A 20725-nucleotide genomic window follows, 5' to 3' on the forward strand; every position below is an offset into this window, starting at 1 on the left:
CACTTTTGCACGCCCACCGGTCTTCGGACCAGGGCCGCATGGACAACGCCAAAGCTCTCACGCAAACACAGGCCAACGTCTGGGCGCGGAGCAGAGATCAACCAACGGAGAACACGAAAGTGCCTACGATTAACCAGCTGGTCCGCAAGGGCCGCACGCCGAAGGTCTCCAAGACCAAGGCTCCCGCGCTTAAGGGCAGCCCGATGCGCCGCGGTGTTTGCACCCGCGTTTACACGACCACCCCGAAGAAGCCGAACTCGGCTCTCCGTAAGGTTGCACGTGTGCGCCTCAACGGTGGCGTTGAAGTTACCGCCTACATCCCCGGTGTTGGCCACAACCTCCAGGAGCACTCCATCGTGCTGGTCCGTGGTGGTCGTGTGAAGGACCTTCCGGGTGTCCGTTACAAGATCGTCCGTGGTGCCCTCGATACCCAGGGTGTCAAGAACCGCAAGCAGGCCCGCAGCCGCTACGGCGCAAAGATGGAGAAGAAGTAATATGCCTCGCAAGGGTCCGGCCCCGAAGCGGCCGCTAGTTTCCGATCCCGTTTACGGTTCCCCGTTGGTCACGCAGCTGATCAACAAGGTTCTGATCGACGGCAAGAAGTCCACCGCAGAGCGCATCGTTTACGGCGCACTCGAAGGTGCACGCGCCAAGTCCGGTGGCGACCCCGTCGCCGCCCTCAAGAAGGCCATGGACAACGTCAAGCCTTCCCTCGAGGTCCGCTCCCGCCGTGTCGGTGGCGCAACCTACCAGGTTCCCGTTGAGGTCAAGCCGGGCCGCTCCACCGCCCTCGCTCTCCGTTGGCTGGTTGGCTACTCCAAGGCCCGCCGCGAGAAGACGATGACCGAGCGCCTCCAGAACGAAATCCTGGATGCGTCCAACGGTCTCGGTGCCGCTGTGAAGCGTCGCGAAGACACCCACAAGATGGCCGAGTCGAACAAGGCCTTCGCACACTACCGCTGGTAAAACTTCCCGTACGCCGCCGGCTCCCTGAGCTGGCGGCGAACGTGTAGTCCATCCGAAAGGGAGACACCGTGGCACAGGACGTGCTTACCGACCTTAGCAAGGTCCGCAACATCGGCATCATGGCCCACATCGATGCCGGCAAGACCACCACCACCGAGCGCATCCTGTTCTACACGGGTGTGAACCACAAGATCGGCGAAACGCACGACGGCGCTTCGACGACCGACTGGATGGAACAGGAAAAGGAACGCGGCATCACCATCACGTCTGCCGCCGTGACCTGCTTCTGGGACAAGAACCAGATCAACATCATCGACACCCCGGGCCACGTGGACTTCACGGTTGAGGTCGAGCGCTCGCTGCGCGTCCTCGACGGTGCCGTTGCTGTCTTCGATGGCAAGGAAGGCGTCGAGCCGCAGTCCGAGACTGTTTGGCGCCAGGCCGACAAGTACAACGTGCCGCGTATCTGCTTCGTCAACAAGATGGACAAGCTCGGCGCTGACTTCTACTTCACCGTAGACACCATCATCAGCCGCCTCGGTGCCAAGCCGCTGGTCCTCCAGCTGCCGATCGGTGCAGAGAACGACTTCATCGGCGTTGTGGATCTCCTTGAGATGCGCGCCCTGGTGTGGCCGGGCGATGCCAAGGGTGACGTCACCATGGGTGCCAAGTACGAGGTCCAGGAGATCCCCGCTGATCTCCAGGCCAAGGCTGAGGAGTACCGTGCACAGCTCGTTGAGACTGTTGCCGAGGCTTCCGAAGAACTCATGGAGAAGTACCTCGAAGGTGAAGAACTCACTGTCGAGGAGCTCAAGGCCGGCATCCGCAAGATGACCATCAACTCCGAGCTCTACCCGGTTCTCTGTGGTTCTGCGTTCAAGAACCGCGGCGTACAGCCGATGCTGGATGCTGTTGTCGACTTCCTGCCGAACCCGCTCGACGTCCCGCCCATGGTCGGTCACGACCCGCGCGACGAAGAGAAGGAGCTCACCCGCAAGCCTTCTTCCGAAGAGCCGTTCTCGGCCCTCGCGTTCAAGATTGCCGCGCACCCGTTCTTCGGCCAGCTCACCTTCATCCGCGTGTACTCCGGTCACGTGGAAGCAGGCGCACAGGTGGTCAACTCCACCAAGGGCAAGAAGGAGCGCATCGGCAAGCTGTTCCAGATGCACGCCAACAAGGAAATGCCTGTTGAAGGCGCTACCGCCGGCCACATCTACGCAGCGATCGGTCTGAAGGACACCACCACGGGCGACACCCTGTGCGACGCGAACAACCAGATCGTCCTCGAGTCCATGAGCTTCCCGGAGCCCGTGATCTCGGTTGCCATCGAGCCGAACACCAAGGGTGACCAGGAGAAGCTCTCCACGGCCATCCAGAAGCTCTCTGCTGAGGACCCGACCTTCCAGGTCTCCCTCAACGAGGACACCGGTCAGACCATCATCGCCGGCATGGGCGAGCTCCACCTGGACATCCTGGTGGACCGCATGCGTCGCGAATTCAAGGTCGAGGCGAACGTCGGCAAGCCGCAGGTTGCTTACCGCGAAACCATCAAGCGCGCTGTAGAGCGTCACGACTACACGCACAAGAAGCAGACCGGTGGTTCGGGTCAGTTCGCAAAGATCCAGATCGCCATCGAGCCGATGGACACCGCCGACGGCGAGCTCTACGCGTTCGAGAACAAGGTCACCGGTGGCCGCGTGCCCCGCGAGTACATCCCGTCCGTTGACGCGGGCATCCAGGATGCACTCAACGACGGCGTTCTGGCCGGCTACCCGGTTGTCGGCATCAAGGCCACGCTGATTGACGGCGCGTACCACGATGTTGACTCCTCGGAAATGGCGTTCAAGATCGCCGGCCGTATGGCTTTCAAGGAAGCCGCACGCAAGGCGAACCCGGTTCTGCTCGAACCGCTGATGGATGTTGAGGTCCGCACCCCTGAGGAATACATGGGTGAAGTAATCGGTGACCTGAACTCCCGCCGTGGCCAGATGCAGTCCATGGAAGATGCCGCCGGCGTCAAGGTGATCCGCGCGCACGTTCCGCTGTCCGGCATGTTCGGCTACATCGGTGACCTGCGTTCGAAGACCCAGGGCCGTGCTGTGTACTCCATGACGTTCAACAGCTACGCCGAGGTCCCGAAGGCAGTTGCCGACGAGATCATCCAGAAGAACCGCGGCGAGTAATCACCGACGGATAAACCAGGATGTTGGCCCGTTCCGGGAAAGCATTCAGCGCAGGCGCCGGGCTGTAGCCCAGGCCGCAGTCCGGTCCCTGCGCGAACAGACTCCAGGTGCCGATAATGGTCCCTGAATCTGCAATTTCACCAAATCCAAAGCCCCCAAGTAGACTTGCTGGAGTTTCTGCCGCGAAAAGCGCGGCCGAGGAGCAACTCACTTGAAATCGTTCTAGGAGGAACCTGTGGCAAAGGCAAAGTTCGAGCGGACTAAGCCGCACGTCAACATCGGCACCATTGGTCACGTTGACCACGGTAAGACGACGCTGACTGCCGCCATTTCCAAGGTGCTGTACGACAAGTACCCCACTCTCAACGAGCAGCGCGACTTCGCGTCGATTGACTCTGCTCCGGAAGAGCGCCAGCGTGGTATTACCATCAACATCTCCCACGTTGAGTACCAGACCGAGAAGCGCCACTACGCACACGTAGACGCTCCGGGTCACGCTGACTACATCAAGAACATGATCACCGGTGCTGCACAGATGGACGGTGCGATCCTCGTGGTTGCCGCCACTGACGGTCCGATGGCTCAGACCCGCGAGCACGTCCTGCTCGCCCGCCAGGTTGGTGTTCCCTACCTGCTGGTCGCGCTGAACAAGTCCGACATGGTCGACGACGAAGAGCTTCTCGACCTCGTTGAAATGGAAGTTCGCGAGCTGCTCAGCGCTCAGGGCTTCGATGGCGACGACGCTCCGGTTGTACGCGTTTCCGGCCTCAAGGCACTCGAAGGCGACCCGGTTTGGGTCAAGTCCGTCGAGGACCTCATGGAAGCTGTCGACAACTCGGTTCCGGACCCCGTTCGTGACCGCGACAAGCCGTTCCTGATGCCGATCGAAGACGTCTTCACGATCACCGGTCGTGGCACCGTTGTTACGGGTCGCGCCGAGCGCGGTACCCTCGCGATCAACTCTGAAGTTGAAATCGTTGGTATCCGTCCGGTCCAGAAGACCACCGTTACCGGTATCGAGATGTTCCACAAGCAGCTCGACGAAGCATGGGCCGGCGAGAACTGTGGCCTCCTGCTCCGCGGTCTGAAGCGCGACGACGTCGAGCGTGGCCAGGTTGTCGTCAAGCCGGGTTCCATCACCCCGCACACCGACTTCGAGGCCAACGTCTACATCCTTTCCAAGGACGAAGGCGGACGTCACAACCCGTTCTACTCGAACTACCGCCCGCAGTTCTACTTCCGTACCACGGACGTAACCGGCGTTATCACCCTGCCGGAAGGCACGGAAATGGTTATGCCTGGCGACAACACTGAGATGACCGTTGAGCTCATCCAGCCGATCGCTATGGAAGAGGGCCTCGGCTTCGCAATCCGTGAAGGTGGCCGCACCGTTGGTTCGGGACGTGTCACCAAGATCATCAAGTAGTTTCTACTTGTAGATCGGTGGAGGACCGGGCGCCTGGCGACCGGTAGCAAACCAAATAAGAACCCCGTCACTATCGTGGCGGGGTTCTTCTTTGCTATAGTTTATCGATCGAATGGATTAATGGTGACAGTGGATCCGTGCCTTGCGAATCCACAGCCCGTGTGGCTTCGTCGCCCCTGGACAGGAGAGCAGGAATGTCTGGCTTCTTTGGCACCGTCCTCGTACTGCTTGTCGTCTTCGTCACCGCTTTGGTGGCATACTCCACAGGGAAATCGAAAGGGCGATCGCTTGCCGCAAGGGCCGCCCAACGGCTTGCTGACGATTCTGTCCGGCAGTATCGCTTAGGCTATCTGGCTGGTCACCTGGCAGGATGGCGCGACGCCGAGGCTCACCGCGGGGGGCCTCCCGCGAAGGAAGGGGATTCCCGCCCGCCAGGCGCGGAACGCGGTCAAACGTTCGCACCTGCTTCCGTCCAGACGGTCCCGGTTCGGACTACTCCAGTTCAAGCCACCCCAGCCCAGGCCGCCCCGGTTTGGCCCGTTCCAGTCAAGCCCGGTCCACTCCCCATCCATCCGCAAGCAGCCCGGATCCCGCCGGAGGCGCTGCGGGAGGAGCAAGCGGCCCGGAAGCTGAAACGGGATCGGCAGAACATCAACGTCACGCTGTATGTGGCGAGCCTTCTACTGGTCGCAGCTTCGGCACTGTTCATTGGCACCAGCCTCCCGTCTGTCCTCCGCTTTGCCGGCGTCTGGACCATCACTGCTGCCTTCTACGCGGGGGGTTTCATCCTCCACGCGAGGGCTCCCAGGCTGCGGCCCGCCGCGATCGCCTTTGCGGGAACGGGCCTTGCCTTGATCCCTGTGACGGGTTTGGCGATGTACAACTTCGCGCTGCACAATGGCCCGGCCGCCTGGCTGGTCACGTCCGTCGTTGGGACAGTGGCCTATGTTGTCGCCGCGGTGCGACTCGACAACAGGGTTCTCGCCTTCCTGTCGTTGAGCTTTGTGGTCTCCGCGGCTTGGTCCGGTGTATCCATGCTCGGCGGCGCCCTCGTCTGGTATTTCGCGTCCCTGATCGGGTTCGCCGCGGTCCTGACCCTGATGGCCATGCGGAGACCGCGCTGGCTTCCGCCGGTCTATGTCCGGCCTTTGATGTCCCTCCACCCTTATGTCGTGCCGTTCGTTGCACTTGCCGCCAGCTTCGTGCCCGAGCATCTGGGGAAGGGTGAGTACGCCATGATCATGATGGCGTGTGGACTGTATTTCGCCGTGATGGCAGCCATTCCCCAGAGCGTGTTCCGGCTCCCACAGTTCTACGCGGCGAGGCTCTCATTCACCGTGGCTTTCCTCGTGGCCCTGGCCGACGCAGGGCTTGGGCTGCCGGAAGTGCTGCTCGCCGCGGCCGCTCTCTTTGCACTGCAGGCCCTGTGGTCGGCATTCGACAGCCGCCGGCACGTCCGTTGGTTCCCGGGACCGGGCACATCCCAGGCAATCCGGCGCTGCTGGATTGATGCCGTGGTGTGCTTCGGCCTTCAATTGGCCGCCGCCTTCATGGCGGCCTTCGCCATCCTGGTCCGGCATTCCGAGACGCCCTTGGGGATTCCGTTGTTCGCGACCCTCCTGTGCAGTCTGGTCCTGGCGTGGAAGCTGGGAGGGCCGGCCGAATGGCTCCCTGTGACAGCCATTGCGGTGGCTGCTCCGTTTGCCGATGAGCTGGGCGGGTGGCCGACGGCGGCCCTATTGGCTATCGCCGGCGCGTTCTGGCTGTTGCGGGCAAGCAGGCCAACGGAGCCCAAGCGCAGGGTGTTTGTCTTGGCGGGGCGGATTGCGCTCACTCTCAGCGTCCCGGCAATGACAGCGGGGATATTGCCGGAGAATTCCGACCGCATTGCCGCGGTCGTCCTGGCGTTTCTTGCCGCAACGACGTTCCAGTTGCTGGTGGAAGGCGCGCTGATCCGTTCCGGCGTCAGGACCTTCGCGCCGACCGCCTGCCTCGCAGCCTTTGCCGGTGCCGGCATGGCAGGGATGCCTTTGGTTGTGTTGTTCGAGCAAGCGCCCCGCCAGCCCCTGACAGTATCGGCCGTCGTGATTCATGTCCTCGCCGTCGCGTTGCTTGGCTGGGCGCTGTTCCCGAAAGCCGTAAGAGCTACCTTGCGCGGAAGGGTGGTTGAGTTCCTCGCGCCGGCATCCTTTGCCTGGGCTGGGGCGTTTTCCTTCGGGGCGGTGTCCGTGGCGTTGGGAAACGTTGTGTTGCTCATTGGCGTGGTCTACTTCGCCGTTCAGGCGCTCCGCCTTCCCCGCGCCCTGCACCGCCGCCGCTATTGGTGGGCCGCCCGTGCGCTCGTCACCGTGCTCGCCGGCACAGCCTATCTGCAGTTGCTCCGGGACGGAGGCGGCCTGGTGGTGGCGGGGGAGAGGCTTCAGCTTGCCACCGTGGTCTTCGTGGCATTGGCACTCCAACTGATTCCGCCGCTTGCCGAGGCGTTGCGCGGCCCTGATCGAGGTCTCGCTGCACTCGACGTTGCCGTGGTGCTGCCTTTCATGGCCGGCGCCGCCGCCGTCGTGAGCATTTCCGGGAGCTACTTCGACAGCTCCGCGGCCGGAAGCTGGCAGGCGGTAGCGATCTCAATCATCATGGCGGTGTCGGCTGTGGTGGCGGGGTTCATGATTCGCTCGGAGGGCGCGTCTGCGGTCTTCGCGCCGGCGACGTTGGCGCTCTTGCTGTTGCTTCGCGGTGCACACATTCACGAAGTCGAGGCGTTGCTCGCCATCTTCGCCGTATTCGGCGCGGTCATGGTGGCCGCGGCTCCCGGGCGCACTGCGAAGGGCATTTACTTCATCGCCGCCAGGTTTCTCACGGCCGCCGTTGCCGCGGTTTTTGCCCATGACCTATCGGCGTCCGCCACGGTGGTGTCGCTGACTTTCGCGGCCGTCCTGGTACTCCAGCACATCATCCGTTGGTTCATGCGGAACCGATTGCAGCAGATTCCCTTCCAGCAGGCAGCAGTGTGGGTGACGCTCAGCGCGCAGGCCGTGCTGCCGGCGACGTACCTTTCGTCTGTGGTTCAGCCGGAAGCCCACGACGGCGGCCGCTGGGTCCTGTTGCTTGAGCTGGCCGTGTTGTTGGTTTCCGCCGTTGTCGCGAACCGGATCTTTACCGCCCGAGGCGCTGTGTATTTCACCATTCCGGCGTCGATCGCGGCGGTGGCGGCAGCCGGACCCGAGGCGTCCTTCCCTTCCGGGACGTGGCTTGCCGCACCTCTCCTCAGCCAGTTGGCGGTGCCCCTGGTGCTGCTCGCGATGTCACTCTTGGTGACTGTTGTGAGGCTACTCGTCCAGCCGGTAAACGGCGTCCCTGAACGTTGGTTCTGGTTGGTGGCGGCGCTGGCTTTCACCGGCGCCGGTGGGGCGCTGTCAGTGGACGTGTCGGACACCGCCACGGGAATGGCGGGACTGGTATTGGCTGTAGTGTGCTTCGTGGCCTCGCACGTCGAGGGAATGCCCGGCTTCTATCCTCTTGCCTCCGCCGCGAGCCTCGTCGGGGCTACAGTCTTCGCCTCTTCTGTCTTGGAAAGGGCTCCGATTGTTGGCCAGGCCGGGGCTCACTGGGAGGATTTCCTGCCGTGGCTCCTGGGCTGCGCAGGAACGGCCGCTGTTCTTTACGCTGTCCGGTGGTCCCGGATTCCGGGGGTGGGGTCGCAGCCCGTGCGCAAGTTGTCGCTCGCAGTAGCGGCAGGAGGGGGATTCGCCCTGGCCGGAGCTGCAGGCCTACTGCACGATGACATCGCTCTGGCAGGAACTTGCTTGCTCGGCGCTGCGGTGGCCGTGGCTTTCCTAGAGGCACCCCGGGCCATCAGATTCGCTGTCGCCGAGCTGGGTGCGGTGCTGGTGCTTGCCGCTGCTCAGCGGGCGGTTCTCTTCGTCCATGGAACCAGGCCAGAGCTCTTTTGGGTGGTGCAGTGGTTCACGGTCCTCGGCGCCGTTTTGGCAGGGCTGCGCTACTACGCGGGGAACCAGCTGGAGGGGCGTATCAGGTTGGGCCTCGCCTCAGGCCTATTGTCCCTCGGGGGCCTCCTCTCGATAGTGCCAGGCAGCGTCTTCACGGGCACTGTGCCACAGCAACTGTGGGTCCTCATCGGATACGCGATGCTACTGCTTGCCGGACTGGTCCTCGCCGAGCGCATGTTTGTATGGTGGGGTGCCGCGGGCGTTGTCCTCAGTGTTATGTGGGCCCTTCGTTCCTACGCCTTCGCGATGCTCGCCGTGATCGCCTTGGCGCTGATCGTCCTTGCCGTCTGGCGCCTGAACAGGACCGCGCCCTGATAGCGTTGCCTCAAAGGAGGAATGCGGAATGGGATGGCTCATTTTTCTGGTTGTTGTGGTTGTGGTGGTGGCTGGCGTGATGTGGGGAAGGAAATACTTCCGCCGCGAGATCGAGCGCGCCAAGCGGATCAATCGGGCCAACAGGAAAGATTGATTTAGCACGATCGGTCCACAAAAGGGGCTCGAATCAGCTCCTGCGTGCCTTGCTCAAGGACTGGTACCAGTAGTACGAGTCTTTGGGGGTTCTTTCGAGGGTGTCGAAGTCGACGTGCACCAGCCCGAATCGCTGTGAATACCCGGCGGCCCATTCGAAGTTGTCCAGCAACGTCCAGACGTAGTAGCCCAGAAGTTCGACGTCGTGGGCGATCCCGCCGGAGGACGTGGCCCTCAAGGCCTGGCCAAGGTGCGAAGCAAGGTAGCTGATGCGATCGGCGTCGTGCACCGGACCCGGGGTGTGGTCCGGTTCCGGGAAGCTCGCGCCGCTCTCCGTGATGAACAGGGGAGGCAGCGCTGCCCCGTAGCGGTCTTTCAGCTCCCGCAGCAGGATTCCGAGGTGTTCGGGAGCCACAGGCCACCCAAATCCCGTCGTTTCGTATTCCGGGAAGGCCGCCAGATGGAACGGCAGCTTGGCCATCATGTCCGGGTTGCTGCTGGGTCCGCTTCCGTCGCCGCGGCCCGAGGCCACCTTGATGGGGTAGTAGTAATTCAAGCCGTAGAAATCCAACGGCTGGTGGATGGTCTTGAGATCCTCGTCGCGGACCTTGCCCAAGGCCCGGAACCAGGGCCTTACCTGTAGTGGCGGTTTCGGGTACCGCCCCAAGAGGATGGGATCGGCATAGACCCGGTTGAAGATGAGGTCGAAGGCCTTGGCCATCAGACCGTCTGCAAGCCGCTTGCTTGCGGGCCGGACTGGCGAATGGACGTTGGCTACGCCGACAGTTCCCGCCACGCCGGCAGCGCGCAGGGCCTGGACAGCAAGGCCGTGCCCCAACAACTGGTGGTGGGCGGCCGGCAAGGCATCGAAAAGCAACCGCCTGCCGGGAGCGTGGACACCGAGCGCATAACCTTGCAACGCGACCGAAACGGGTTCGTTCAGGGTGACCCATTGCGCCACGCGGTCACCGAAGCGGTGCGCGGCCGCAGCGGAGTATTCGGCGAACCGTTCCGCCGTCGCCCGGTTCAGCCAGCCGCCGTCGTGCTCTAACGGCAGGGGAGTATCCCAATGGAACAGGGTCACCATGGGCGAGACCCCGGCCTTCAGGAGCTTGTCGATCAGACGGTCGTAGAAGTCCAGGCCTTGTTCGTTGATGGGGCCCTTGCCGCCGGGTTGGATCCGGGGCCAGGAGAGCGAGAACCGGTAGGAATCCACGCCCAGATCCTGCATGAGGGCAATGTCCTCGTCCGTCCGGTTATAGTGGTCGCAGGCTACTGCGGGGGAGTGCCCGTCGACGATCGCGCCTGGTTTCTCGGCAAATGCATCCCAGCTTGACGGTCCGCGCCCGTCCGCTGAGAGCGAGCCCTCGATCTGGAAGGCTGCCGCAGCGACGCCCAAGGTGAAGTCCGGCCGGATGCGGCCTGCAAGATCCCCCACCGTGGCAGAATCTTGGACAGTCATGACCCCATCATCCCGAGCGCGGGAGCCGATGGCAATGGTCCGCGAGGCCCGATTGGCTTATGCCGGGGAATTCCGGCATACTAGGTGAGTTGTTCAAGCGCTTCTTCGCGTCCCGATCCGGATAATGCCGGGTGTCAGGGTCCAAGCTGAAGCCCAAACATAACCCAGATCCCCAAGGAAGTCGGACGCGTTTGCGTGGAAATCGCGACACGCCCGACCGCGGGGGTCGGTTACACCGGCAAGTTGAGGAACCCGGATCCCTCCGGATTCAGCTTGTGCGGCGGGTGGTAGTACTACTTCAAATGCTTCGGCAGCCACATACAACACGTAAGTGAACAGGGCAGCCTTTATTCGAGGGCAGCACAGACTGAAAGAGAGTCAGGCGACATGGCGGGACAAAAAATCCGCATCCGGCTGAAGTCATATGACCACGAGGTCATTGATGTTTCAGCGCGGAAGATCGTTGAGACGGTCACGCGCGCAGGCGCAACGGTAGTGGGCCCCGTGCCGCTGCCGACGGAGAAGAACATCTACTGCGTGATCCGCTCTCCCCACAAGTACAAGGACAGCCGTGAGCACTTTGAAATGCGTACTCACAAGCGTCTGATCGACATCATCGACCCCACGCCGAAGGCTGTTGACTCGCTTATGCGTCTCGACCTGCCGGCCGACGTGAACATCGAAATCAAGCTGTAGGGAGGTGCTGAGAAAACTATGACCGCAACCCGTAATGTAAAGGGCCTGCTGGGCACGAAGCTCGGCATGACCCAGGTCTGGGACGAGAACAACAAGCTCATCCCGGTAACTGTCGTCCAGGCTGACTCCAACGTCATCACTCAGCTGCGCAATGCAGAGACTGATGGCTATGTCGCCGTTCAGATCGGCTACGGCCAGATCGATCCCCGCAAGGTCACCAAGCCGCTGGCTGGTCACTTTGAAAAGGCTGGCGTAACTCCTCGCCGCCACGTCGTCGAACTGCGCACTGCAGACGCCGCGTCTTACGAACTGGGCCAGGAGCTTTCTGTTGAGCTCTTCGAAGCCGGTCAGAAGATCGACGTCGTCGGCACCAGCAAGGGTAAGGGCTTCGCCGGTGTTATGAAGCGTCACGGCTTCCACGGTGTTGGAGCCTCCCACGGTGCGCACAAGAACCACCGCAAGCCCGGTTCCATCGGTGGCGCATCCACCCCGAGCCGCGTCTTCAAGGGTCTGAAAATGGCCGGTCGCATGGGCGCAGAACGTCACACCACGCTGAACCTCACGGTTCACGCTGTTGACGCCGAGAAGTCGCTGCTCCTTATCAAGGGTGCCGTCCCCGGCGCCCGCGGCCAGGTCGTCCTCGTACGCACCGCCGTGAAGGGAGCCTAGTTAAATGACTAGCACTGTCAAGGTAGACCTGCCTGCAGAGATCTTCGACGTCCAGACCAACGTGCCGCTGCTGCACCAGGTCGTCGTCGCACAGCTCGCTGCTGCTCGCCAGGGTACCCACAAGACCAAGACCCGCGCCGAAGTTTCCGGTGCAGGCCGCAAGCCGTTCAAGCAGAAGGGTACCGGCCGCGCCCGTCAGGGTTCCATCCGTGCTCCTCACATGACCGGTGGTGGCGTTGTCCACGGCCCGACTCCGCGTGACTACAGCCAGCGGACCCCCAAGAAGATGAAGGCTGCCGCACTGCGTGGCGCCCTGTCCGACCGCGCCCGTAACGGCCGCATCCACGTCCTTGCTGAACTGGTCGCCGGCCCCAAGCCGTCCTCCAAGGAAGCACTGGCCGCGTTGCGTGCAGTTTCCGAGCGCCGGAACCTGCTCGTTGTTATCGAGCGCGCCAACGATGTTGCTGCACTTTCCGTGCGCAACCTCACGGATGTTCACGTTCTGTACGCAGACCAGCTGAACACCTACGACGTGCTGGTTTCCGACGACGTTGTCTTCACCAAGGCTGCGTTCGAGGCTTTCATCGCTGACAAGGCAAAGAACGAGGAGGATGCCAAGTGAGTGCAGCCACCATCAAAGACCCGCGCGACGTCGTCATTGCACCCGTCGTTTCGGAAAAGAGCTACGGCCTGATCGATGAGGGCAAGTACACCTTCCTGGTGGACCCCCGCTCGAACAAGACCGAGATCAAGCTGGCCGTGGAGAAGATTTTCTCCGTCAAGGTCGAATCGATCAACACCATCAACCGTGCCGGTAAGCGCAAGCGCACCAAATTCGGCTGGGGACAGCGCAAGAGCACCAAGCGTGCAATTGTGACCCTCAAAGAAGGCACAATCGACATCTTCGGCGGTCCGCTCGCGTAGCGGAGACCACTTTAACGAGGAAATGAATTATGGGAATCCGTAAATACAAGCCGACTACCCCGGGCCGTCGCGGCTCGAGCGTAGCCGACTTCTCCGAAATCACGCGATCGACTCCGGAAAAGTCGTTGCTGCGTCCGCTGCACAAGACTGGCGGCCGTAACAACACCGGTAAGATCACTACCCGTCACAAGGGTGGTGGCCACAAGCGCCAGTACCGTCTGATCGACTTCCGTCGCCACGACAAAGACGGCGTCAACGCCCGCGTTGCCGAAATCGAGTACGATCCGAACCGCACGGCTCGCATCGCCCTCCTGCACTACGTTGATGGCACCAAGCGTTACATCATCGCCCCGAACAAGCTGTCCCAGGGTGACTTCGTCGAGGCTGGCCCCGACGCTGACATCAAGCCGGGCAACAACCTGCCGCTGCGCAACATCCCGGTTGGTACCACCATCCACGCAGTTGAACTGCGTCCGGGTGGCGGCGCTAAGATGGCCCGTTCCGCAGGTGCTTCGGTTCAGCTCGTCGCCAAGGAAGGCCGTTTCGCCCAGCTGCGTCTGCCCTCCGGTGAAATCCGCAACGTTGACGTGCGCTGCCGCGCAACCGTCGGCGAGGTCGGCAACGCCGAGCAGTCGAACATCAACTGGGGTAAGGCCGGCCGTATGCGCTGGAAGGGCGTTCGCCCGACCGTCCGTGGTGTCGCCATGAACCCGGTCGATCACCCGCACGGTGGTGGTGAAGGTAAGACTTCCGGTGGACGTCACCCGGTCAACCCGAACGGTAAGCGTGAAGGCCGCACCCGCCGCCCCAACAAAGAGAGCGACAAGCTTATTGTTCGTCGCCGCCGTACTGGCAAGAACAAGCGATAGGAGCCTGGACACATGCCACGCAGCCTGAAAAAAGGTCCTTTCGTAGACCAGCACCTCTTTGTGAAGGTCGCCAGGGAAAACGAAAAGGGCACCAAGAACGTCATCAAGACCTGGTCCCGCCGTTCGATGATCGTCCCGGACATGCTGGGTCACACGATTGCCGTTCACGACGGACGCAAGCACATTCCGGTGTTTGTCACTGAGTCGATGGTCGGGCACAAGCTCGGCGAATTCGCTCCCACGCGGACATTCCGCGGCCATGTCAAGGACGACCGTAAGGGCAAGCGCCGCTAAGGCGCTGGCTCTACGGCTAAGACGAGAGAAGGAAAGCAATGGAAGCCAAGGCTATTGCGCGTCACATCCGCGTAACGCCTATGAAGGCCCGGCGCGTCGTCAACCTTGTTCGTGGTAAGCAAGCGAATGAGGCTCTGGCAATTCTGAAGTTCGCCGAACAGGCAGCTTCGGAGCCGGTATTCAAGGTAGTTCAGTCGGCAATGGCAAACGCACGGGTCCTCGCGGACCGCGACGGCGTTGCCTTTGACGAGGGAGACCTCTACATCAGCGAAGCGTTTGTTGATGAAGGCCCGACCATGAAGCGGTTCCAGCCGCGTGCTCAGGGTCGCGCATTTCAGATCAAGAAGCGCACGAGCCACATCACCGTGGTAGTCGCTACCCCGGAGAAAGAGGAGGCTCGCTAAGTGGGACAGAAAGTTAACCCGCACGGGTTCCGACTCGGCATCACCACCGATCACGTATCGCACTGGTTTGCTGACAGCACCAAGGCTGGCCAGCGGTACAAGGACTTCGTTCGCGAAGACATCCGCATCCGCCAGCTCATGTCCACGGGCATGGAGCGCGCTGGTATCGCCAAGGTCGAAATCGAGCGCACCCGTGACCGTGTCCGCGTGGACATCCACACGGCTCGTCCGGGTATCGTCATCGGCCGCCGCGGCGCAGAAGCAGACCGCATTCGCGGCGAGCTCGAAAAGCTCACCGGCAAGCAGGTCCAGCTGAACATCCTCGAGGTCAAGAACCCCGAGATGGAAGCACAGCTTGTTGCCCAGGGCGTTGCTGAGCAGCTGACTTCCCGCGTGGCTTTCCGCCGTGCGATGAAGAAGGCCATGCAGTCCGCACAGCGTGCGGGTGCCAAGGGTATCCGTATCGCTTGCTCCGGTCGACTGGGTGGCGCAGAAATGTCCCGCTCGGAGTTCTACCGCGAAGGCCGTGTGCCCCTGCACACCCTGCGTGCGAACATCGACTACGGCTTCTACGAGGCCAAGACCACCTTCGGCCGCATCGGTGTGAAGGTCTGGATCTACAAGGGCGACGTCACCGCCAAGGAACTGGCTCAGCAGGCAGCTGCTGCTCCGTCCCGCGGCCGCGGTCCGAGCGACCGTCCGGGCCGCCCGGGTGGCGCAGACCGTGGTGACCGCCGCCGTCGTACCGACCGTCCGGCAGCTGACGCAGCACCTGTTGCTGCAGAGGCTCCGGCAGCTGAAGCTGCTGCTCCCGCAGCAGAAGGAGGACAGGCTTAAATGCTTATCCCACGTCGAGTCAAGCACCGTAAGCAGCACCACCCGGGTCGTTCCGGCGCTGCAACGGGCGGCACCAAGGTCACTTTCGGTGAGTACGGCATCCAGGCGCTGAGCCCGGCCTACGTCACGAACCGTCAGATCGAGTCTGCCCGTATCGCGATGACCCGCCACATCAAGCGTGGCGGCAAGGTCTGGATCAACATTTATCCGGACCGCCCGCTGACGAAGAAGCCGGCCGAAACCCGCATGGGTTCCGGTAAGGGTTCTCCGGAATGGTGGGTCGCAAACGTCAAGCCGGGCCGCGTTCTCTTCGAGCTCGCCGGTGTCAATGAAGAGGTAGCTCGCGAGGCACTGCGCCTGGCAATCCACAAGCTGCCGTTGAAGGCACGCATTGTGCGTCGCGAAGGTGGTGAATAGAAATGGCAGTAGGGTCGAAGGATCTCGCACCCGCACAGCTGGACGGTTTCGACAACGAGCGTCTCGTTGAAGAACTCCGCAAGTCCAAGGAAGAGCTGTTCAACCTGCGTTTCCAGTCCGCCACCGGACAGCTGGAGAACCACGGTCGTCTGCGCGCGGTAAAGAAGGACATCGCACGCATCTACACCGTTCTCCGTGAGCGCGAGCTGGGCATTCGTGCCGAGGTTGCCGCACCGGTTGTGGAAGCCAAGGAAGAAAAGAAGTCCAAGAAGGCAGAAGCCAAGGCTGAAAAGGCCGAAGCCGAGGCTGGAGAGGACGCCAAGTGAGCGAACAGAAGGAAACTGTGACGGAAGCAGCAGCCAGCGCTGAACAGCGCGGTTACCGTAAGACGCGTCGCGGCTACGTTGTCTCTGACAAGATGGAAAAGACCATCGTTGTTCAGGTCGAAGACCGCGTGAAGCACGCTCTGTACGGCAAGGTCATTCGCCGCACCTCGAAGATCAAGGCTCACGACGAGCAGAACACCGCCGGCATCGGCGACCTCGTTCTGATCTCTGAGACCCGCCCGCTGTCCGCTACAAAGCGGTGGCGCCTGGTCGAGATCCTCGAAAAGGCTAAGTAATCCCGCGCCGGACTTTGTCCGGCAGCGATATGGATTGGTGGGAAGGCCCGTATTCCGGAAGGAATGCGGGCCTTTCCGCGTTTCGGTCCTTAGCATAAAACGTGCTAGGATATTGAGTTTGTATGGCGCCACTTGTGCGTCAACAACCACCTCGTAAACAATCGTGCCGCGGCATACTGCCCCGCGCAGTTATTTCCGCAAGGGAAGCTGATGCTGGCGGCACGGGAGTTTAGGCCTGCTCTGGCAAAATCCAGGCAGGTCAAGAGACACCCCGATCAACCGTTCCGCAAGGCTCATTCCGTATGCTCCATTTCGGTCTGAGAACCGGCGCGACGCAAGGAGTAAAAATTGATTCAGCAGGAGTCGCGACTGAAGGTCGCCGACAACACGGGTGCTAAGGAAATCCTTACCATTCGCGTTCTCGGTGGATCCGGCCGTCGCTACGCAGGCATTGGCGACGTCATTGTCGCAACCGTCAAGGACGCTATCCCGGGCGGCAACGTAAAGAAGGGTGACGTCGTCAAGGCTGTCATCGTTCGTACCAAGAAGGAACGCCGCCGTGCGGATGGTTCCTACATCAAGTTTGACGAGAACGCAGCTGTGATTCTGAAGAACGACGGCGACCCCCGCGGTACCCGTATCTTCGGCCCGGTTGGTCGTGAACTCCGTGACAAGAAGTTCATGAAGATCGTTTCGCTGGCTCCGGAGGTGCTGTAACCCATGGGTGCAAAGATCAAGAAGGGTGACCTGGTTCAGGTCATCACCGGCGCCAAGCAGGAACGTGGCGGCGACCGTGGCAAGCAGGGCAAGGTTCTGCGCGTGTTCACCGAGACCAACCGCGTCCTGGTAGAAGGCATCAACCGAGTCACCAAGCACGCCAAGGTCGGTCAGTCGCAGCGCGGCACCAAGACCGGTGGCATCGAGGTCGTAGAGGCCCCGATCCACGTCTCCAACGTTGCTCTTGTTGACCCCTCGACCAAGAAGCCGACCCGCGTTGGTTTCCGTCTCGAGACCGTTGACAAGGACGGCGTCTCCAAGACCGTCCGTGTCCGCGTGTCCAAGGCCTCCGGGAAGGACATCTAATGACTGAGACTCTCGAGACCCCAGCGAAGATCGTTCCGCGTCTGAAGACGAAGTACGCCGATTCCATCAAGCAGACCTTGGTTGAGGAATTCAAGTACGAGAACGTGAACCAGGTTCCCCGCCTGGTGAAGGTTGTTGTGAACATGGGTGTTGGAGATGCCGCCAAGGACTCCAAGCTGATCGACGGCGCTGTCCGCGACCTCACCCTGATCACCGGCCAGAAGCCGCAGGTAACCAAGGCCCGCAAGTCCATCGCACAGTTCAAGCTGCGCGAAGGCATGCCCATCGGTGCACACGCAACTCTGCGTGGGGACCGTATGTGGGAATTCGTGGACCGCCTCGTGACCCTCGCCCTGCCCCGTATCCGCGACTTCCGCGGCCTCAACGGCAAGCAGTTCGACGGCAACGGCAACTACACCTTCGGTCTGACCGAGCAGGTTATGTTCCACGAAATCGACCAGGACTCCATCGACCGCGTTCGCGGTATGGACATCACGGTTGTCACCACTGCAAAGACCGATGACGAAGGCCGTGCGCTGCTCAAGGCACTTGGCTTCCCGTTTAAATCCGAAGACTAATAACTACGTAGTAGGTCCGGCCGCGGCTCCTTTGTAGCCAACGCGGAAACCATTACGAGGAAGGGCAAGAGCCCACAATGACTATGACAGATCCTGTCGCAGACATGCTTACGCGTCTGCGCAACGCCAACTCGGCATACCACGACACTGTGAGCATGCCGTACAGCAAGCTCAAGGCACGCGTTGCCGACATCCTGAAGGCAGAAGGCTACATTGCTGCCTGGAAGGAAGAGGAAGCCGAAGTCGGCAAGAAGCTGACCATCGACCTCAAGTTCGGTCCGAACCGCGAGCGTTCGATTGCTGGTGTCCGCCGCATTTCCAAGCCTGGTCTCCGCGTTTACGCGAAGTCCACCAACCTGCCTCACGTGCTGGGTGGCCTGGGTATCGCAATCCTGTCCACCTCTTCCGGCCTCCTGACTGACAAGCAGGCCGGCAAGAAGGGCGTGGGCGGCGAAGTCCTCGCGTACGTCTGGTAACGGGAAAGGAAGAGAATAATGTCACGTATTGGACGTCTCCCCATCACCGTTCCTGCCGGCGTTGAAGTTAAGGTTGATGGCTCTGTCATCAATGTCAAGGGCACCAAAGGCGAGCTGAGCCACACTGTAGCCAGCCCGATCGAGGTCACCCTGGACGAAAGCACCTTGACTGTCACCCGCCCGAACGACGAGCGCACTTCGCGTTCCCTGCACGGCCTGACCCGCACCCTGATCGCCAACATGATCGAGGGCGTCACCAAGGGCTACGAAAAGAAGCTTGAAATCGTTGGTACCGGTTACCGCGTTCAGGCCAAGGGTTCTGACCTTGAGTTCGCTCTCGGCTTCAGCCACCCGGTGAATGTCGCCGCTCCCGAGGGCATCACCTTCACGGTGGAGGGGCCGACCAAGCTCTCCGTCGCTGGTATCTCCAAGCAGCAGGTCGGCGAGGTTGCTGCCAACATTCGCAAGCTGCGCAAGCCTGACCCCTACAAGGGCAAGGGTGTCCGTTACGCCGGCGAAGTTATCCGCCGCAAGGTCGGAAAGGCTGGTAAGTAAACCATGGCCATCGCAATTAACAAGAAGCGGTCGAACAAGAGCAAGTCTGCTGCACGCAGCCGTCGCCAGCTTCGTATCCGCAAGCGCATCACCGGTACGGCTGCTCGTCCTCGTCTGGTCGTCAACCGCTCCGCACGCCACATCTTCGTCCAGGTTGTCGATGACAGCAAGGGTGTAACCGTGGCTTACGCTTCCACTTTGGAAGCTGACCTTCGTGCATTCGACGGCGACAAGACTGCCAAGGCCAAGCGCGTCGGCGAGCTCGTTGCCGGGCGTGCCAAGGCTGCAGGCATCGAAGCTGTTGTCTTCGACCGCGGTGGTAACAAGTACCACGGCCGGATCGCCGCCGTCGCTGACGGCGCACGTGAAGGTGGGTTGGCACTGTGACCGTTGAGAATAACGATAAGGACATTCAGGTGACTGAAGCTGCAGCTGCTGAGGCAACTGAGACTGCTGCTGCCACCGACGACCGCCGCGGCGGCCGTCGTGGCGAGCGTGGTGACCGTGGCCAGGGCCGCGGCGACCGTGGTGGCCGTGGTGGCCGCGACGGCGGTCGCGAGGCCGAGAAGAGCCAGTTCGTAGAGCGCGTTGTAACCATCAACCGTGTTGCCAAGGTCGTCAAGGGTGGTCGTCGCTTCAGCTTCACCGCCCTCGTCGTCGTCGGTGACGGCAACGGCCTGGTTGGCGTTGGCTACGGCAAGGCCAAGGAAGTTCCGGCAGCTATCGCAAAGGGCGTTGAAGAGGCCAAGAAGTCCTTCTTCCGCGTTCCCCGCGTTGGCAGCACCATCCCGCACCGCGTGCAGGGTGAGGCCGCAGCAGGCGTTGTCATGCTGCGTCCGGCTTCCCCGGGTACCGGTGTTATCGCTGGTGGTCCGGTCCGCGCGGTACTGGAATGCGTCGGTATCCACGACGTTCTCTCCAAGTCGCTCGGTTCCTCGAACGCCATCAACATCGTTCACGCGACTGTTGACGCCCTGAAGCGACTGGAAGAGCCCGCTTCCGTGGCAGCCCGCCGTGGCCTGCCGCTGGACGAGGTTGCTCCTGCAGCTCTGGTGCGCGCACTCCTGAACCAAAAGGCAGGTGTCTAGTCATGGCTAAGAACCTGACTCCCTCCGACGCTCAGTTGGAGATCACCCAGATCAAGGGCGTCATCGGCGCCAAGCAGAACCAGCGTGAGACCCTGCGGTCCCTCGGCCTCAAGCGCATCGGACACACCGTTGTCCGTACCGCTGATGCCGTAACCGTTGGAATGCTCAACACGGTTCCGCACCTCGTGAATGTAGAGGAGGCGAAGTAATGGCTGAGAACAAAACCGCCGCAGAGGCTGCCGACAAGCAGAACACTCTGAAGGTCCACCACCTGCGTCCCGCCCCCGGTGCCAAGACTGCCAAGACCCGTGTTGGTCGTGGTGAAGGCTCCAAGGGTAAGACCGCCGGTCGCGGTACCAAGGGTACGAAGGCCCGCTACCAGGTCAAGGCTGGCTTTGCCGGCGGCCAGTTGCCGCTGCACATGCGCCTGCCGAAGCTTCGCGGCTTCAAGAACCCGTTCCGGGTCGAGTTCCAGGTTGTAAACCTGGACAAGCTCAACGAGCTGTTCCCGGAAGGTGGCGCTGTCACCGTCGAGTCCCTGGTTGAGAAGGGTGCCGTTCGCAAGAACCAGCCCGTCAAGGTGCTGGGCACCGGCGACATCACCGTCAAGGTGGACGTCACCGCCCACGCTTTCTCCTCCAGCGCAGCTGAGAAGATCGCAGCAGCAGGCGGAACCACCACTGCCCTCTAAAGGGCATTGG

27 protein-coding genes are annotated in these 20725 nt (G+C 61.8%); 26 read left to right on the forward strand and 1 reads right to left on the reverse strand.

The window, feature by feature from the left end:
• Positions 1-119: 119 nt before the first annotated feature.
• The 6 genes from rpsL (at position 120) to ACSVHC_RS16360 (ending at position 9051) form a co-directional block, all read left to right on the forward strand.
• Positions 120-494 carry a 30S ribosomal protein S12 gene (gene rpsL / locus ACSVHC_RS16335; protein WP_009358312.1) on the forward strand — a complete coding sequence of 125 codons (375 nt, stop codon included), beginning with the start codon at positions 120-122 and terminating at the stop codon, positions 492-494.
• Position 495: 1 nt separating this feature from the next.
• Complete coding sequence (rpsG, locus tag ACSVHC_RS16340; RefSeq protein ID WP_059387355.1) at positions 496-966, forward strand: 30S ribosomal protein S7; 471 nt, start codon at positions 496-498, stop codon at positions 964-966.
• Between the two features lie 68 nt (positions 967-1034).
• The gene (fusA, locus tag ACSVHC_RS16345; protein WP_437771058.1) at positions 1035-3149 is read left to right on the forward strand and encodes an elongation factor G; all 2115 of its coding nucleotides are present in this window, start codon (positions 1035-1037) and stop codon (positions 3147-3149) included.
• Positions 3150-3384: 235 nt separating this feature from the next.
• A complete protein-coding gene (gene tuf / locus ACSVHC_RS16350; RefSeq protein ID WP_059387357.1) occupies positions 3385-4575 on the forward strand; it encodes an elongation factor Tu in 1191 nt (396 codons plus the stop codon).
• Between the two features lie 194 nt (positions 4576-4769).
• Complete coding sequence (locus tag ACSVHC_RS16355) at positions 4770-8897, forward strand: hypothetical protein (RefSeq protein WP_437771057.1); 4128 nt, start codon at positions 4770-4772, stop codon at positions 8895-8897.
• A gap of 28 nt (positions 8898-8925) precedes the next feature.
• Positions 8926-9051 (forward strand): hypothetical protein, encoded by a 126-nt coding sequence (locus ACSVHC_RS16360; RefSeq protein WP_272909588.1) that lies wholly within the window; start codon positions 8926-8928, stop codon positions 9049-9051.
• A gap of 33 nt (positions 9052-9084) precedes the next feature.
• On the opposite strand, the gene ACSVHC_RS16365 is transcribed toward ACSVHC_RS16360, so the two are convergent.
• The gene (locus ACSVHC_RS16365; RefSeq protein WP_437771056.1) at positions 9085-10512 is read right to left on the reverse strand and encodes a GH1 family beta-glucosidase; all 1428 of its coding nucleotides are present in this window, start codon (positions 10510-10512) and stop codon (positions 9085-9087) included.
• A 387-nt stretch (positions 10513-10899) separates the two neighbouring features.
• Here ACSVHC_RS16365 and rpsJ point away from each other — a divergent pair, with 387 nt between their 5' ends.
• The 20 genes from rpsJ to rplO all read left to right on the forward strand — a co-directional run bounded on the left by rpsJ (position 10900) and on the right by rplO (position 20715).
• Positions 10900-11208, forward strand: a complete 309-nt coding sequence (gene rpsJ, locus ACSVHC_RS16370) for a 30S ribosomal protein S10 (RefSeq protein ID WP_038464699.1) — start codon at positions 10900-10902, stop codon at positions 11206-11208.
• An 18-nt stretch (positions 11209-11226) separates the two neighbouring features.
• Positions 11227-11877 (forward strand): 50S ribosomal protein L3, encoded by a 651-nt coding sequence (gene rplC, locus ACSVHC_RS16375; RefSeq protein WP_059387360.1) that lies wholly within the window; start codon positions 11227-11229, stop codon positions 11875-11877.
• A 4-nt stretch (positions 11878-11881) separates the two neighbouring features.
• Complete coding sequence (gene rplD, locus ACSVHC_RS16380; protein WP_437771055.1) at positions 11882-12499, forward strand: 50S ribosomal protein L4; 618 nt, start codon at positions 11882-11884, stop codon at positions 12497-12499.
• Positions 12496-12801, forward strand: coding sequence for a 50S ribosomal protein L23 (gene rplW / locus ACSVHC_RS16385; RefSeq protein ID WP_059387362.1), 306 nt, complete (start codon positions 12496-12498; stop codon positions 12799-12801). The genes rplD and rplW overlap by 4 nt, the downstream gene beginning before the upstream one ends.
• A 29-nt stretch (positions 12802-12830) precedes the next feature.
• Complete coding sequence (gene rplB, locus ACSVHC_RS16390; protein ID WP_028265104.1) at positions 12831-13670, forward strand: 50S ribosomal protein L2; 840 nt, start codon at positions 12831-12833, stop codon at positions 13668-13670.
• A 12-nt stretch (positions 13671-13682) separates the two neighbouring features.
• Positions 13683-13964, forward strand: a complete 282-nt coding sequence (gene rpsS / locus ACSVHC_RS16395) for a 30S ribosomal protein S19 (RefSeq protein WP_018773666.1) — start codon at positions 13683-13685, stop codon at positions 13962-13964.
• 38 nt (positions 13965-14002) lie between these two features.
• Positions 14003-14368, forward strand: coding sequence for a 50S ribosomal protein L22 (gene rplV, locus ACSVHC_RS16400; protein WP_028265103.1), 366 nt, complete (start codon positions 14003-14005; stop codon positions 14366-14368).
• A complete protein-coding gene (gene rpsC / locus ACSVHC_RS16405; RefSeq protein WP_028265102.1) occupies positions 14369-15205 on the forward strand; it encodes a 30S ribosomal protein S3 in 837 nt (278 codons plus the stop codon).
• The gene (gene rplP / locus ACSVHC_RS16410; RefSeq protein WP_028265101.1) at positions 15206-15622 is read left to right on the forward strand and encodes a 50S ribosomal protein L16; all 417 of its coding nucleotides are present in this window, start codon (positions 15206-15208) and stop codon (positions 15620-15622) included.
• 2 nt (positions 15623-15624) lie between these two features.
• Positions 15625-15948, forward strand: a complete 324-nt coding sequence (gene rpmC / locus ACSVHC_RS16415; protein ID WP_059387364.1) for a 50S ribosomal protein L29 — start codon at positions 15625-15627, stop codon at positions 15946-15948.
• Positions 15945-16244, forward strand: coding sequence for a 30S ribosomal protein S17 (rpsQ, locus tag ACSVHC_RS16420; RefSeq protein WP_059387365.1), 300 nt, complete (start codon positions 15945-15947; stop codon positions 16242-16244). Before rpmC ends, rpsQ begins: the two co-directional genes overlap by 4 nt.
• A 348-nt stretch (positions 16245-16592) precedes the next feature.
• Positions 16593-16961, forward strand: a complete 369-nt coding sequence (gene rplN / locus ACSVHC_RS16425) for a 50S ribosomal protein L14 (RefSeq protein ID WP_003803789.1) — start codon at positions 16593-16595, stop codon at positions 16959-16961.
• Positions 16962-16964: 3 nt separating this feature from the next.
• Positions 16965-17327, forward strand: coding sequence for a 50S ribosomal protein L24 (rplX, locus tag ACSVHC_RS16430; RefSeq protein WP_439181132.1), 363 nt, complete (start codon positions 16965-16967; stop codon positions 17325-17327).
• Positions 17327-17905, forward strand: a complete 579-nt coding sequence (gene rplE / locus ACSVHC_RS16435) for a 50S ribosomal protein L5 (protein WP_059387367.1) — start codon at positions 17327-17329, stop codon at positions 17903-17905. The genes rplX and rplE overlap by 1 nt, the downstream gene beginning before the upstream one ends.
• A 77-nt stretch (positions 17906-17982) precedes the next feature.
• Positions 17983-18381, forward strand: a complete 399-nt coding sequence (rpsH, locus tag ACSVHC_RS16440; RefSeq protein ID WP_028265096.1) for a 30S ribosomal protein S8 — start codon at positions 17983-17985, stop codon at positions 18379-18381.
• An 18-nt stretch (positions 18382-18399) separates the two neighbouring features.
• Positions 18400-18936 carry a 50S ribosomal protein L6 gene (gene rplF / locus ACSVHC_RS16445; RefSeq protein WP_437771053.1) on the forward strand — a complete coding sequence of 179 codons (537 nt, stop codon included), beginning with the start codon at positions 18400-18402 and terminating at the stop codon, positions 18934-18936.
• A 3-nt stretch (positions 18937-18939) separates the two neighbouring features.
• Complete coding sequence (gene rplR / locus ACSVHC_RS16450) at positions 18940-19323, forward strand: 50S ribosomal protein L18 (protein ID WP_234749066.1); 384 nt, start codon at positions 18940-18942, stop codon at positions 19321-19323.
• A gap of 29 nt (positions 19324-19352) precedes the next feature.
• A complete protein-coding gene (gene rpsE, locus ACSVHC_RS16455) occupies positions 19353-20024 on the forward strand; it encodes a 30S ribosomal protein S5 (RefSeq protein WP_437771052.1) in 672 nt (223 codons plus the stop codon).
• Positions 20025-20026: 2 nt separating this feature from the next.
• The gene (gene rpmD, locus ACSVHC_RS16460) at positions 20027-20233 is read left to right on the forward strand and encodes a 50S ribosomal protein L30 (RefSeq protein ID WP_059387371.1); all 207 of its coding nucleotides are present in this window, start codon (positions 20027-20029) and stop codon (positions 20231-20233) included.
• Positions 20233-20715 (forward strand): 50S ribosomal protein L15, encoded by a 483-nt coding sequence (gene rplO / locus ACSVHC_RS16465; RefSeq protein ID WP_059387372.1) that lies wholly within the window; start codon positions 20233-20235, stop codon positions 20713-20715. Before rpmD ends, rplO begins: the two co-directional genes overlap by 1 nt.
• Positions 20716-20725: the final 10 nt, after the last annotated feature.

This window comes from Arthrobacter sp. KNU-44 (assembly GCF_051843155.1).
Lineage (GTDB): Bacteria > Actinomycetota > Actinomycetes > Actinomycetales > Micrococcaceae > Arthrobacter.